Annotated in this window: 15 protein-coding genes; 6 read left to right on the forward strand and 9 right to left on the reverse strand. The window is 58.6% G+C overall.

The features are described from left to right. The first annotated feature begins 3 nt into the window (after window positions 1–3). Window positions 4–363, forward strand: coding sequence for a YbaN family protein (locus ARC39_RS17490; RefSeq protein WP_068116137.1), 360 nt, complete (start codon window positions 4–6; stop codon window positions 361–363). On the opposite strand, the gene ARC39_RS17495 is transcribed toward ARC39_RS17490, so the two are convergent. From ARC39_RS17495 to hemJ, 7 genes are all read right to left on the reverse strand, one after another. Then, window positions 332–1,252, reverse strand: coding sequence for a ParB/RepB/Spo0J family partition protein (locus ARC39_RS17495; protein WP_068116138.1), 921 nt, complete (start codon window positions 1,250–1,252; stop codon window positions 332–334). The genes ARC39_RS17490 and ARC39_RS17495 overlap by 32 nt on opposite strands. A gap of 10 nt (window positions 1,253–1,262) precedes the next feature. Then, window positions 1,263–2,072, reverse strand: a complete 810-nt coding sequence (locus ARC39_RS17500) for a ParA family protein (protein WP_236545296.1) — start codon at window positions 2,070–2,072, stop codon at window positions 1,263–1,265. Beyond that, window positions 2,065–2,676, reverse strand: coding sequence for a 16S rRNA (guanine(527)-N(7))-methyltransferase RsmG (gene rsmG, locus ARC39_RS17505; RefSeq protein ID WP_068116291.1), 612 nt, complete (start codon window positions 2,674–2,676; stop codon window positions 2,065–2,067). Before rsmG ends, ARC39_RS17500 begins: the two co-directional genes overlap by 8 nt. Before the next feature lie 13 nt (window positions 2,677–2,689). After that, the gene (mnmG, locus tag ARC39_RS17510) at window positions 2,690–4,561 is read right to left on the reverse strand and encodes a tRNA uridine-5-carboxymethylaminomethyl(34) synthesis enzyme MnmG (protein WP_201455771.1); all 1,872 of its coding nucleotides are present in this window, start codon (window positions 4,559–4,561) and stop codon (window positions 2,690–2,692) included. A 2-nt stretch (window positions 4,562–4,563) separates the two neighbouring features. Beyond that, entirely contained in the window at window positions 4,564–5,844 is a 1,281-nt protein-coding gene (mnmE, locus tag ARC39_RS17515) for a tRNA uridine-5-carboxymethylaminomethyl(34) synthesis GTPase MnmE (RefSeq protein WP_068116140.1), read from the reverse strand. A gap of 25 nt (window positions 5,845–5,869) precedes the next feature. Next, the gene (rho, locus tag ARC39_RS17520) at window positions 5,870–7,141 is read right to left on the reverse strand and encodes a transcription termination factor Rho (protein ID WP_068116293.1); all 1,272 of its coding nucleotides are present in this window, start codon (window positions 7,139–7,141) and stop codon (window positions 5,870–5,872) included. A gap of 134 nt (window positions 7,142–7,275) precedes the next feature. Next, window positions 7,276–7,728, reverse strand: a complete 453-nt coding sequence (hemJ, locus tag ARC39_RS17525; RefSeq protein ID WP_068116141.1) for a protoporphyrinogen oxidase HemJ — start codon at window positions 7,726–7,728, stop codon at window positions 7,276–7,278. 415 nt (window positions 7,729–8,143) lie between these two features. On the opposite strand from hemJ, the gene ARC39_RS17535 reads away from it, so the two are divergent. The 4 genes from ARC39_RS17535 to dnaQ are packed head-to-tail and all read left to right on the forward strand — an operon-like array spanning window position 8,144 to window position 10,860. Beyond that, window positions 8,144–8,755, forward strand: coding sequence for a Maf family protein (locus tag ARC39_RS17535; protein WP_068116143.1), 612 nt, complete (start codon window positions 8,144–8,146; stop codon window positions 8,753–8,755). Beyond that, window positions 8,752–9,585, forward strand: a complete 834-nt coding sequence (locus ARC39_RS17540) for a shikimate dehydrogenase (protein WP_068116144.1) — start codon at window positions 8,752–8,754, stop codon at window positions 9,583–9,585. Before ARC39_RS17535 ends, ARC39_RS17540 begins: the two co-directional genes overlap by 4 nt. Next, complete coding sequence (gene coaE, locus ARC39_RS17545; protein ID WP_068116145.1) at window positions 9,582–10,175, forward strand: dephospho-CoA kinase; 594 nt, start codon at window positions 9,582–9,584, stop codon at window positions 10,173–10,175. Before ARC39_RS17540 ends, coaE begins: the two co-directional genes overlap by 4 nt. Continuing rightward, the gene (dnaQ, locus tag ARC39_RS17550) at window positions 10,168–10,860 is read left to right on the forward strand and encodes a DNA polymerase III subunit epsilon (protein ID WP_068116146.1); all 693 of its coding nucleotides are present in this window, start codon (window positions 10,168–10,170) and stop codon (window positions 10,858–10,860) included. The genes coaE and dnaQ overlap by 8 nt, the downstream gene beginning before the upstream one ends. 73 nt (window positions 10,861–10,933) lie before the next feature. Here dnaQ and secB read toward each other — a convergent pair whose 3' ends face one another. Both secB and ARC39_RS17560 read right to left on the reverse strand, forming a co-directional pair. Further along, window positions 10,934–11,464, reverse strand: a complete 531-nt coding sequence (gene secB / locus ARC39_RS17555; protein WP_078059345.1) for a protein-export chaperone SecB — start codon at window positions 11,462–11,464, stop codon at window positions 10,934–10,936. Window positions 11,465–11,525: 61 nt separating this feature from the next. After that, window positions 11,526–12,011: an FxsA family protein gene (locus ARC39_RS17560; protein WP_068116147.1), complete on the reverse strand. Its 486-nt coding sequence runs from the start codon at window positions 12,009–12,011 to the stop codon at window positions 11,526–11,528. Window positions 12,012–12,118: 107 nt separating this feature from the next. On the opposite strand from ARC39_RS17560, the gene ARC39_RS17565 reads away from it, so the two are divergent. Next, the gene (locus ARC39_RS17565) at window positions 12,119–12,787 is read left to right on the forward strand and encodes a Tim44/TimA family putative adaptor protein (protein ID WP_068116148.1); all 669 of its coding nucleotides are present in this window, start codon (window positions 12,119–12,121) and stop codon (window positions 12,785–12,787) included. Window positions 12,788–12,852: the final 65 nt, after the last annotated feature.

Genomic DNA, 12,852 nt, shown 5'->3' on the forward strand with positions numbered 1-12,852 from the left:
TAGATGCGCGTCTTGTGGGCCATAGGTGGAGTTTCGTCCCTCGGTCTTGGAACATTGGGTGCGGTGCTTCCGCTTCTGCCAACTGTGCCGTTTGTCCTTTTGGCGGCCTATTGCTTCTCCCGCTCGTCCGACCGGATGCACGACTGGCTCTTGGACCACAACATCTTTGGTCCCATGATTCACAATTGGCGGGAGAGCGGTGCCATTGGCCTGCGCGCCAAACGGCTCGCAACCGTGACCGTTGCAGCCGTGTTCGGTCTTTCGATCCTGATGGGCGTGCGTCCAATCCTGCTGGCCATTCAGGCGGCAGTATTGGGTGCGGTCCTCATTTTCATATGGTCTCGTCCAACGGGCTCGCGGTGAGCACCTGACACAGGGCATCCAGTTGATCGAGCGAGCGATAGCGAATGGTCAGTTGGCCGGAGCCATCCACATCCAGATGCTCGATTGTGACCTTCATTCTCAGATTTGCCGAGAGGTCTTGCTCAAGCGCCCGCGTATCGGCGTCTTTTTCCGGCTTCTTTCCGCTGGATTTCTCTCGGCTGGTATCGGGTGCGATTGCTTTCCTTACCAGCGCCTCTGTTTCCCGCACGGACAAACCGCGTGTCACGACTTGTCGCGCCAATTCCGCAGGATGCTCGGCTGTGATGAGCGCCCGCGCATGACCGGCTGACAGCTTCCCGTCACGCAGAAGGCGTTGAACCTCTTCCGGCAATTGCAGGAGCCGCATGACGTTGGCGATATGACTTCGGCTCTTCCCGAGTGCCTGGGCGAGTTGCTCCTGTGTGTGGCCGAACCTGTCAATCAGCTGGCGGTACCCGAGCGCCTCTTCCACCGCATTGAGATCCGCCCGCTGGATATTCTCAATGATCGCGATTTCCAGAACTTCGGTATCGTCTAGATTTCGCTGAATAACAGGTACTTCGTGCAACTGCGCGATCTGCGCGGCGCGCCATCTGCGTTCCCCAGCAACGATTTCGAACATCGCCGGATTTCGCGGGCTGGGGCGCACGATCAAGGGTTGAAGGATGCCCTTCGTCCGGATCGACTCCGCCAGTTCCTGTAGTGGTTCCCGGGCGAAGTCCTTTCGCGGCTGGTCCGGGTTTGCCTCAAGGGATTCGATCGGCAACACCCGCTCCGGCGACAATTGTGCTGCTGGTGCCTCATTGCCAGGTGTGTCGAGCGCGACATCGGCCATTAATGCCGACAGTCCTCGCCCCAATCCTCGCGCCTTTTTCGGTTTCTTATCCATCTTGACCTCTCTACGCGGTGAGGGCGACGCCGCGTTCAAGCATTTCGCGTGCCAGTGCCCGATAGGCGTTGCTCCCTTTTGACGCCGTATCGTACTCGAGCACCGGTTGCGCAAAGCTCGGGGCTTCCGAAATCCGCACGTTCCGCGGTACGCGGGTCTGGAACACGAGATCGCCGAGTGCATCGCGTGCATCTTCTTCAACCTGCGTGGAGAGGTTGTTGCGGACATCAAACATGGTGAGCACCACGCCCTCGATCCTGAGACCCGGATTTGCGGTCTGACGGACTTCCCTCAAAGTGAGCATGAGTTGTGACAGCCCCTCGAGCGCAAAGAACTCGCTCTGCAGCGGAACTAGCACGGAATGTGCGGCGACCATGGCGTTCACGGTTAGCAAGTTGAGGGAGGGCGGACAATCGATCAATACATGATCAAACCCATATGTTGTAATCTCCGGCCGTCGCAACGCATCATGCAGCAGTGAACTACGCCGCTCATTGCCAACCAGTTCAATATCGGCAGAACTCAGATCGGTTGTCGCAGGCGCGATCCACAAGTGTTCCACGTCGGTTTCACGAACGACATCAGCCAGCGGCGCGTCGTCTAGAAGCAGATCGTACGTAGATTTCTCTCTGTCAGCTACATTGACGCCGAGCCCGGTAGAGGCGTTTCCCTGTGGATCCAGATCAACGACCAGTACCTCCCTGCCCTCCTCGGCGAGGGCTGCTCCGAGATTGATTGCCGTTGTTGTCTTCCCTACCCCGCCCTTTTGGTTGGCGATCGCGATGATTTTCGGCCCATTGGACCGTGGCGATTCAGACACGCTCGATTTCTCCAAGAACAAGGATGACCGCATTCGAGTCGGTTATACTCGGCCTGCGTTCGAGCTTGAAGCGGAAGTACGCGCGTGCGGCATCAATCTCGTCGTCCACCCGCGCACCTTTTGGGAAAAGGCAGACGCCGCCAGGTGCAAGGTGCGGGGCAGCGTAGTTGAGAAGCTCCGGGAGTGCGGCGACGGCGCGTGCTGAAACCACATCGGCGTTGCGTGGTTGCAGAGATTCAATTCGCTCCGCTAGAACCGTTCCCGAAACTCCGGTTTCCCGGAGAACCGTTGACAGGAAAGCGCACTTCCGTTTGTCGCTTTCCACAAACGTGAATTTCACATGCGGAGACAACTCAGCGGCAAGTATCGCGCACACTACGCCTGGGAACCCTCCTCCCGTTCCGAAATCCAGCCAACTCCGAGCCTGCGTTGGCATGGCGGCAAAAACCTGGGCTGAATCAACGATGTGGCGGGACCAGCTTTCGTCGATTGTGGATGGCGCGACAAGATTGATCGCCGGATTCCATTTCTTGAGAAGCGTTCGGTGGCATTCGAGTCGGTCACATGTTTCACGTGAAACATCCTGGCCGACTGCTTGGAGCAAACCGGGCCCGGTCTCAGGCACGCTGCTTCTCCATGCGCCTGAGATGCGACAGTATCAGTGTGAGTGCCGCCGGAGTCATACCATCTATCCGGCCCGCCTGCGCCAGCGTCCGTGGACGAACGCGCTCCAGCTTCGACCGGATTTCCGTAGAAAGACCATTGAGTTGTCCGTAGGAAAAGCCCTCGGGAATCTCCCAGGACTCGTCCTTCTTCAGTGCCGCCACGTCTTTCTGCTGCCGCTCAATGTAGTTCGCATAGAGTGCGTCGCGCGAAATCTGTTCCAGGATGTGAGGCGCTATGCCACGCAATTCCGGCACCGCATGCTCCAGATTCGGTACAGCCGCGCCGGGAAGTGCCAAGGCTTCTAGCGCCGTTCGCTTGGGACCGTCCACATTCACGCGAACCCCGGCGGCATTCAACGTTCGGGACGAGACAACGACGCCGCCCAATGCGCGCCGACCTACGTCTATCGCCTCGATCTTTTGCTCGAACTGCACCTGACGGTCGGACGACGCAATGCCAAGTTCAATTGCCAACGGCGTCAATCTCTGGTCGGCATTGTCCGCACGAAGCGCAAGCCGGTACTCTGCACGTGACGTAAACATGCGATATGGCTCCATCACGCCTTGCGTAATCAGATCGTCAATCATGACGCCGATGTAGCTGTTCTCGCGTCCGAACCGCACTGCCTCTTTCCCGAAAACACCAAGCGCGGCATTCAAGCCCGCGACAAGACCTTGTGCCGCGGCTTCTTCGTACCCTGTCGTTCCGTTGATCTGGCCGGCAAGATACAGACCCCTCAAGGACTTCAGCTGCAGCGTGTCGTCAAGGCTGCGAGGATCGACATAATCGTACTCGATAGCATAACCCGGCTGGAGAATGTCGACGGCCTCAAGACCATCAATTGATCGAACATAGTCGTACTGCACATCTTTAGGGAGGGACGTCGAAATCCCGTTCGGATAGACCGTGTGATCATCGAGTCCTTCGGGCTCAAGGAAGATCTGATGCGAGTCCTTATCGGCAAACCGTACGATCTTGTCCTCAATCGACGGACAGTACCTGGGCCCGACCCCTTCGATATGACCACCGTACATTGCCGACCGTTCCAAGTTCCGCCGAATGATGTCGTGGGTCCGCGAATTGGTGTGGGTAATCCCGCAGGATATCTGCGGTACCACGGGTTTCCTCGACAGGAACGAGAACATTGTCGCCACGTCGTCACCGGGCTGAAGACCCAAGCGACTCCAGTCGATTGTACGGCCATCCAACCGCGGTGGCGTTCCAGTCTTCAGGCGGCCAAGGTCGACTCCAAGCGTCCTAATCTGCGAAGCGAGCTTTTTCGACGGACGATCACCAATCCGACCGCCTGATCGGGTCACATCCCCAATGTGTATCACGCCATTCAGAAACGTCCCCGTCGTCAGGACGATCGCGCCGGCTCGAATTTCGGCCTCGTCTGCAAGACGAAGTCCGACAACTCTGTTGTTCTCCGTAACAAGCTCGCAGGCTTCGCCCGTTACAACCGTCAGATTTTTCTGCGCCGAAATCGCGGCCTGCATTGCCGCCTTGTATAGTTTCCGATCCGCTTGAGCGCGCGGACCTTGCACGGCCGGGCCCTTCTTCCGATTCAGCAGTCGGAATTGAATGCCCGCCTCGTCAGCGACCCGGCCCATCAAGCCGTCGAGCGCATCCACTTCGCGAACGAGATGCCCTTTTCCAAGTCCTCCGATAGCCGGATTGCAAGACATCACGCCAAGATCATCGGGTTTCAGGGTAAGCAGAGCCGTTCGCGCACCGGCGCGGGCAGACGCGGAAGCAGCCTCGCAACCTGCGTGACCGCCCCCAACTACGATAACGTCAAAATCGTGTTTCACGTGAAACATCCTCACTTCCCAATGCAGAAGCTACTGAAGATTTCGCCCAGGACATCCTCTACCCCGATCCGCCCCACCATGGAATCCAATGCACGGACGGCACGGCGCAGATCTTCGGCGCAAAGCTCGGCGTTCGACGCATCCGGATAGAGCAGCACCCGAGCATCTTCCAAAGCACGCGACGCAGCCGACAAGACCTCCCGATGCCGTACTCGTGTTGCCGTCCCGGCCAGATTGACCCTTTCTCTCAATGCACTCTCTATCCTGGCGAGCAACTCTTCAATACCCTGCCCCGTCATACCAGACACTGGAAGGCCCGGCCCTTCGGTTCCAAGATCACATTTCCCAACGACGCGGACGTCACCATCTCGTGATGATACGCCAAGATCTTCTCCGCCCATAAAGATACGCAAATCCGCATCTTCCGCCCGCGAACGTGCACGTCCGATCCCGATCGCCTCAACCTCGTCTTCGGATTCTCGAAGTCCTGCCGTATCCAGAATTGTCACCGGTATTCCACCGACATCCATGCGTACTTCGATAACGTCACGCGTAGTCCCTGCCCGGTCTGACGTTATCGCCGCATCACGACCTGCCAGGCGATTCAATAACGTGGACTTTCCCGCATTCGGTGGTCCGACAATCGCGACCTCAAACCCGTGCCGGACTTGTTCAGCTATCGATACACCTTCAATTTCCCGACCGAACTCACGGATCAAACGATCGACGATTTCCAAAACCTCGGGCCCGACATCGACCGGAACCTCTTCATCTGCGAAATCGATAGTCGCCTCTACGAGCGCGATCGCCCGCAACAATGCAGTCCGCCACTCCTCCGTCCGGCGCGCCATCTCACCGGTGAAACCACGCATGGCCTGTTGTCGCTGTGCCTCGGTTTCCGCATCAATCAAATCGGATAGCCCCTCGACACGCGCGAGGTCCAATCGTTCGTTCTCGAGTGCGCGACGCGTGAACTCCCCCGCCTCGGCAACGCGCAACCCGTCCAAAGCGGACAATGCGATGAGGAGCCGCGCAACCACTGCCGAACTGCCGTGTGTCTGAAACTCGACCACGGCTTCTCCGGTGAAGCTTGACCCTGGCTCGAAGACGATCACCAGGGCCTCATCGATCAGGTCACCTCGGTCCCGCAAACTCCGAAGAGACGCATATCGCGCTGGCGGAACGTCCCCGCACAGGTGGGCACATGCCGAAATCGCCTGTGGTCCGGACACGCGTACCACCGCCACCCCGGCACGGCCGGGCGCCGTTGCCAGGGCGTATATCGTGTCCATGTCCGTCCTCTTCGTGAAAGCCCGGTCAGGCGTTCATCGAGTCGAAAAACTCGGAGTTGCTCTTGGTCTGTTTGAGTTTGGAAATCAGGAACTCGATTGCGTCCGTCGTCCCCATCGGATTCAGGATCCGGCGCAGCACGAACGTCTTCTGCAAATCGCCCTTGTCGACCAGCAGGTCTTCCTTCCGCGTCCCGGATTTCAGGATGTCCATCGCAGGGAAAACGCGCTTGTCGGCCACCTTCCTGTCGAGGACGATTTCCGAGTTGCCGGTGCCCTTGAATTCTTCAAAGATCACCTCGTCCATCCGGCTGCCGGTATCAATCAGCGCCGTCGCAATAATCGTCAGCGACCCACCTTCTTCGATGTTCCGTGCCGCACCAAAGAACCGCTTCGGTCGCTGCAGTGCATTCGCGTCCACACCACCGGTCAGCACCTTCCCCGACGACGGGACGACCGTGTTGAAGGCCCTACCAAGTCTTGTGATAGAGTCCAGCAAAATCACAACATCTCGTTTGTGCTCAACCAGACGCTTGGCTTTCTCGATCACCATTTCCGACACCGCAACGTGCCGCGACGCCGGCTCGTCGAAGGTCGAGGAGATAACCTCCCCCTTCACGCTCCGCTGCATGTCCGTCACTTCTTCCGGCCGTTCATCGATCAGCAGAACGATCAGGTAGCACTCCGGATGGTTCTGCTCGATCGAATGGGCGATGTTCTGAAGCAGGACCGTTTTACCTGTCCGCGGCGGCGCAACGATCAGGCTTCGCTGACCCTTCCCGATCGGTGCAACGAGGTCGATAATGCGGGCCGAGCGATCCTTGATCGTCGGATCGTCGATCTCCATCTTGAGCCGTTCGTCCGGGTAGAGCGGCGTCAGGTTGTCAAAGTTGATCTTGTGCCGCGCTTTCTCCGGTACTTCGAAGTTGATCTGCGTCACCTTCGTCATGCCGAAATACCGCTCGTTTTCCCGCGGGGCATGGATCACGCCATCCACCGTATCCCCGGTCCGAAGCGAATACTGCCGGATCATGTCAGGAGAGACATAAATATCATCCGGACCGGGCAGGTAGTTCGCTTCCGGAGACCTCAGGAATCCGAAACCGTCCTGCATCACTTCCAGAACGCCATCGCCCGAGATTTCCCAGCCGTCCTCGGCGCGCTCCTTCAGAATGGCGAACATCATGTCGCCCTTCCGCATGGTGGAAGCGTTGTCGATCTCCAGTTCCTCGGCCATCGCCAACAGGTCGGCGGGGCTCTTTACCTTGAGTTCGGACAGTGTGAGAGAGTTCTCGGCCATAAACGTGCTTTCTTCGGCCGTCATGCAGCCGCGACATCGGTGTTGAATGGAAAAGACCTGGCAGGACAGCCATTGGCGGGCGATCTAAGCGCTCACACCCGCAATGTCAATTGTCTTGCGCCTCTCGGGGTCTTTCAGAAGCGCAGAATGACCGAAAAGACAATGACGATCATCAGGACGGTCGGCAGTTCGTTCATTATCCGGTAGGTGCGTCCCGACAGCCGGAAGTCCCCGGCAACGAAATCCTTCCGTCGCGCGGCCAGCCACATGTGGAACCAGGTCATCGCAATCACCGATGCGCCTTTGGTGTAGGGCCATACGGACGTCCAGTCGATGATCCCCGGCGTGAAGACAAGCATCAGACCGAAGAGCCATGTCGCAATCAACGAGGGGTTCATGATCAGCTTCAGAAGCTTCCGCTCCATCATCTGGAACACACCGTCCATCTCGGTACCTGCGGTCGTCTGCTCCGTGTGGTGCACGTACAACCGTGGAAGATAGAACAGCCCCGCCATCCAGGCGATAACCGAGATCACATGCAGGGACTTCGTCCAAAGATAGATATCGGCAAGCCAGTCAGCGATCATTCGGTACAGTCTCCAACGAGCAACGTCCCTCCCATCCTTAAATAGAAAAGAAGAAAGAAAGAAAAGATGGTGTAGTTGTAGGGTCTGTGCAGATGTGGATTAGTGAGTCATCCCCAGACCGATGAACACCGCGATGATCGGCGTTCACCTTTTCTACATCGTGGTATGAAGAAACTTTAATACTAATTTTCAATGTGTTACGTGAATCTCACTTGCGGACGACTCTGTGAGTATCTTCAGAATGCCTGTGCAGGACTCACGTTTTCCAACGCCATCGGATTGATGTTGCCCATAGAGGATGAATTCAGACATCGCCGTGGGCGACACGGCGCTCTGGCCGAACTTGGAAAAGATGTCCAGATATGCACACACGGCGTCCAACCCTTCCCCCCGGCTTGTCCACAAGGAGATCCACATGAGCGCTTCCTCGGTTCCGGAGCTGCTTCTCGCATCACGTTCGGAAATTCGCGCTGCCCTCCTCCGCAATGCCGGTGTTCCCTTCTCTGTCCTTACGGCGCCGGTCGATGAAGAGGCCCTGCGCCTGGGGCTGGAAGCCGAAGGAGCGACTCCACGCGAAATGGCCGACCATCTGGCAGAATTCAAAGCGGCCAAGGTCGCTCGGAAAAACCCCGACAAGCTCGTGCTTGGCTGCGATCAGGTACTGGATTTCGATGGACGGGCGCTCGCCAAACCGCGGGATCCGCAGGAGGCCTCTCGTCAGATCTCTCTCATGTCCGGCAAACGCCACGATCTTTATTCGGCCACCGTGCTGTTCCACGAGGGTCGGCCGGTTTGGCGCCACATCGGTCATGTACGCATGACGATGCGCCATCTCTCTGCGGGATACATAGACGATTACGTGACCCGCAATTGGGACGAGATTCGGCATTGTGTCGGTGGCTACCAGTTGGAATCCGAGGGCGCTCGCCTCTTTGCATCGGTCGAAGGGGACTTCTTCACCGTTCTCGGTCTTCCCTTGTTGCCTCTTCTGGATCATCTTGTCGCGAGGGGGATCTTGGAAACATGAGCGAACGGATACCATTGGCCGGGGTGATCGGTTCCCCGGTGGCGCATTCGCTGTCACCGCGGCTTCATGGCCATTGGCTCAGATCATACGGTCTGAAGGGCCATTATGTTCCCCTCGAAGTCGATCCGTCGAATCTCCAGGACGTCCTGCGTATTCTACCCAACATGGGATTTGTCGGGGTCAACGTGACGATCCCTCACAAGGAGATGGCGCTCGAACTGGCGAACCTCGTAACAGATCGTGCGGCACTCATCGGAGCTGCCAACACCCTGATATTCTACGAGGACGGCCGGATTCATGCCGACAACACGGATGGCTACGGATTCCTTGCGAACATTCGGCAGAATATACCGGAGTGGGATGCGTCCTGGGGCCCCGCAGCAGTATTCGGCGCCGGCGGCGCGTCGCGCGCGATTATCACTGCCCTGCTCGATGCGGGGGCTCCGGAAATAAGGCTAGCCAATCGTACCCGTACCCGCGCCGAAGCGTTGCGTCTGGAATTCGGTCCACGGATTGTCGTGCATGATTGGGCGCTTTCGGCGCAAATGCTCGATGGCGCCGCAACCGTGGTGAATACGAGCTCGCTCGGAATGGAGGGTCAGCCGGAATTCAGGATCTCGCTCGACAAACTAGACCCCTCCGCCGTGGTAACAGACATCGTTTACGTCCCACTCAGAACTCCATTCCTCGAAGCCGCCGCTGCGCGCGGTTGCCGGACTGTCGATGGGTTGGGCATGTTGCTGCACCAAGCTGTTCCCGGCTTCGAACGCTGGTTCGGTCATCGTCCGAGCGTTGACGACACGCTCCGCCAGGCAGTTCTCGCGCCATGACCAGACCGTTTCTCATTGGCCTGACTGGCTCTATCGGAATGGGCAAATCGACCACCGCGGCGATGTTTGCCGACGAAGGTGTCGTTGTCTGGGACGCCGATGCCGCGGTTCACCGAGTCTACGCACCGGGCGGGGCAGCTGTGGAACCGATGCGGAGGCTGCGACCGCAGGCAATAATCGAGGATTCGGTCAGTCGTCATGCACTCAAGTCGTGGATTGCGGAGGATCCAGCCGCCCTCTCCCGTATCGAAGCGGTGGTACACCCGCTCGTCGCCGCGGATCGCGCGCAGTTCATTGAAGAAACGGACGCGCCATACGCGCTTTTCGATATTCCGTTGATGTTTGAAACTGGTATCGATGCGCAAATGGACCTGACAGTGGTGGTGTCGGCGCTACCCGCTGAACAACGCCGCCGTGTGCTCGACCGGCCAGGCATGACACCGGAACAGTTCCAGAGGATTCTGGCCAAACAGATGCCCGATGCGGAGAAGCGCGCTCGCGCCGATGTGGTGATCGACACATCCACCCTGGATGGAGCACGCGCCCAAGTACGAGACCTGATGAAGGAGTTGAGAGCCCGCCATGCGTGAAATCGTTATGGACACGGAAACCACCGGACTTGATCCGTTCGACGGGCACCGCATCGTGGAGATCGGTGGGGTCGAGCTGGAAAATCACGTTCCGACCGGGCGCACCTATCACCAATACATCAATCCGCGACGGGATATGCCGACCGAAGCCTTCGAGGTGCACGGGATATCCGAGGAGTTCCTTGCCGACAAACCGCCCTTCGAGGCAGTTGCACAGGCGTTCGTGGATTTCGTCGGTGACGCGGTGCTTGTGATCCACAATGCGCCGTTCGACATGAAGTTTCTTAACGCCGAACTGGATTGGGCCGGCTTGCCCAAGCTACCGCTATCCCAGGCGCTCGATACGCTTGCAATGGCGCGAAAGCGGTTCCCCGGGTCCCCATCCTCGCTCGACGCGCTTTGCCGTCGTTTCGGGATCGACAATTCAAACCGGACGTTGCACGGCGCGCTGCTCGACTCCGAGATTTTGGCCGATGTGTATCTGGAGCTGATTGGTGGGCGCCAACCCGATTTCGCCTTGGCAACGAATGCGGCGAATGCGTCCGGATCGTCCGGCGCAGAATGGCGTCCGTCTCCGCGCCGCACGCCCTTGCCTCCGCGCCTGACTGAAGAGGAGCGCGTGGCGCATGCGAAACTTGTTGAAAGCCTGGGAGACGACGCTCTCTGGAACAGCTCCCGCCGTTAGGTCGACGCTTCCACCGGAATAGCGCTCGCGAAGGCGGCGCACGGGGCGGTTGCCCGCCCCGGCGCGCGTTCAATCAGGCGTCCGCTTGTGCCTTCGCGGCCTGTTCGGCCTGCGCGCGACGGATAAGCTCCTGGCGGTAGAGCGCCACGAAATCGACGTTGTCGAGGTTCAGCGGCGGGAATCCACCATCACGGGTGATGTCTGACACGATCCGCCGCACAAAGGGGAACAGCATCCGCGGGCACTCGATCAGCAGGAACGGGTGCAGCTGGGCTTCCGGAACGTTTTCAATGTGGAAGATCCCGCCGTATTCCAGCTCCATGAGGAAGAGCGGCGCGTCGCCGTCCTTGCTTTTGGATTCGATTTTGAACTTCGTGAGCACCTCGTATTGGTTCTCGGCAGAGCGCTTCTTGGCGTCGAGGTTCACCTGCACCTGTACGTCCGGTTGGACTTCGCCGCCCACGCCCTTCTGAACAACGATGTTTTCGAACGAGAGGTCCCGGATAAACTGCCCCAGAACCCGCATCGCGGGCGGTTTTTGTTGTTGCGCTTCGCTTCCGTCGCCCGTTTGGGGCGCAGCGCTCTCGTTGGGTTGATCCGACATCTTACTCTCCCGAAATCTGTCTTTAGGCTTGCAGCGGCTCTATCAAAACAGCGTGAAGGTCTCAATCCCGAGTCCAGCCGGAGGGGCCTTGATGCCGCCTAGGCTCCGGTTCGATCTCGGAAAACTCACCGTCTATCACGTCGTCCGGCCGGGTCTGGCCAGACTGATAGGTCCGTCCTTGAAACGTCGCCGTGCCCTGGACGACCACGCGTGAACGTACCCAGCGAAAGACCCGCTCCCGGACGGACGGGACCAGCAGCGAAAACCCGACGGCATCAGTGAAAAACCCAGGAGTCAGCAAAAGTGCGCCAGAAAACAGGATCATTGCGCCATGCGCCAAAGGTTCGGTTGGGTCGTTCAGCGTGTTGAAGGAACTCTGCACTTGCCGCAACACGTCGCGTCCCTGCTGTTTGACGAGCCAGGTACCGAGAATGGCCGTCACAACCACGATAAGAAGCGTCCATCCGAGCCCCAGAAACGAGCCGACGCGAATAAAAAGCGCAATTTCGATCAGTGGCACGGCGATGAATAGCAGCAACAAGGGCATTGGCTTCCTCCGCGATGGGTTACGTTTGTGGACTTGTTATCCCCGACCGCTTACATAAGTGCCGGGTGGGCGATATACCAACCCGGCGATTAGAAAAGAGGACCTCGATGAGTGCTGCCGTGATCCAGCTCCTGGTTTTGGCCGGGATCGCGATTTTCCTGATCCTACGATTGCGGTCTGTCCTCGGAACGCGCGAAGGGTTTGAAAAACCGCCGCTTTCGGCGAGCGAAGCGAAACAGGGGAAGGTTTCGGACCGGCCGGACCTTGAGGTGATCGAAGGCGGACCCGACCGCGACATCACCGATCACGTGCCGGAAGGGAGTTCTGCGGCGCTTGCCCTGGCGCAGATGAAGCGTGTGGAACCCTCTTTCAGCGTGCATGAATTCCTGCAAGGGGCCCGTGGCGCCTACGAAATGATCCTTATGGCTTTCGAAAATGGCGAGTTGGAGCGCATTGAACCCTATCTGGATTCCGACGTTCGGGATGCCTTTGCCGAGGTGATCTCGCAGCGCGAGGCGCAGGGCATCACGGTTGACTCGAATTTCGTCGGAGTGCGGGAGCTGACCCTGACCGGGGCCGAACTCGATGCCGGCTCAAATCTCGCCGAGATCACTGTGCGTTTCGTTGGCGAGATGACTCACATCGTGCGCGACGCAAACGGAACGGTGCTGGAAGGCAGCGAGACCGAGATCAAGCGCCAGCGCGATGTCTGGACGTTCGCTCGCAAGATGGGCACCGGCGACCCGAATTGGCAGCTCGTCGCGACTGGCGAATGATTTCCCAGCGACGATCCCTGAGAAATTGCGCTGACTGATGTTCCTGGACGGCGTCGATCACGGCG

The sequence above is a fragment of the Tropicimonas marinistellae genome (assembly GCF_001509585.1).
Lineage (GTDB): Bacteria > Pseudomonadota > Alphaproteobacteria > Rhodobacterales > Rhodobacteraceae > Tropicimonas > Tropicimonas marinistellae.

Coding starts and splice junctions, on each gene's coding strand:
- hemJ (WP_068116141.1), bottom strand. CDS start 7,728: ATGATCGCTGACTGGCTTGCCGATATCTATCTTTGGACGAAGTCCCTG.
- secB (WP_078059345.1), bottom strand. CDS start 11,464: ATGTCGGATCAACCCAACGAGAGCGCTGCGCCCCAAACGGGCGACGGA.
- ARC39_RS17495 (WP_068116138.1), bottom strand. CDS start 1,252: ATGGATAAGAAACCGAAAAAGGCGCGAGGATTGGGGCGAGGACTGTCG.
- mnmE (WP_068116140.1), bottom strand. CDS start 5,844: ATGGACACGATATACGCCCTGGCAACGGCGCCCGGCCGTGCCGGGGTG.
- ARC39_RS17560 (WP_068116147.1), bottom strand. CDS start 12,011: ATGCCCTTGTTGCTGCTATTCATCGCCGTGCCACTGATCGAAATTGCG.
- ARC39_RS17490 (WP_068116137.1), top strand. CDS start 4: ATGCGCGTCTTGTGGGCCATAGGTGGAGTTTCGTCCCTCGGTCTTGGA.
- ARC39_RS17535 (WP_068116143.1), top strand. CDS start 8,144: ATGAGCGCTTCCTCGGTTCCGGAGCTGCTTCTCGCATCACGTTCGGAA.
- dnaQ (WP_068116146.1), top strand. CDS start 10,168: ATGCGTGAAATCGTTATGGACACGGAAACCACCGGACTTGATCCGTTC.
- ARC39_RS17565 (WP_068116148.1), top strand. CDS start 12,119: ATGAGTGCTGCCGTGATCCAGCTCCTGGTTTTGGCCGGGATCGCGATT.
- rho (WP_068116293.1), bottom strand. CDS start 7,141: ATGGCCGAGAACTCTCTCACACTGTCCGAACTCAAGGTAAAGAGCCCC.
- mnmG (WP_201455771.1), bottom strand. CDS start 4,561: ATGTTTCACGTGAAACACGATTTTGACGTTATCGTAGTTGGGGGCGGT.
- ARC39_RS17540 (WP_068116144.1), top strand. CDS start 8,752: ATGAGCGAACGGATACCATTGGCCGGGGTGATCGGTTCCCCGGTGGCG.
- coaE (WP_068116145.1), top strand. CDS start 9,582: ATGACCAGACCGTTTCTCATTGGCCTGACTGGCTCTATCGGAATGGGC.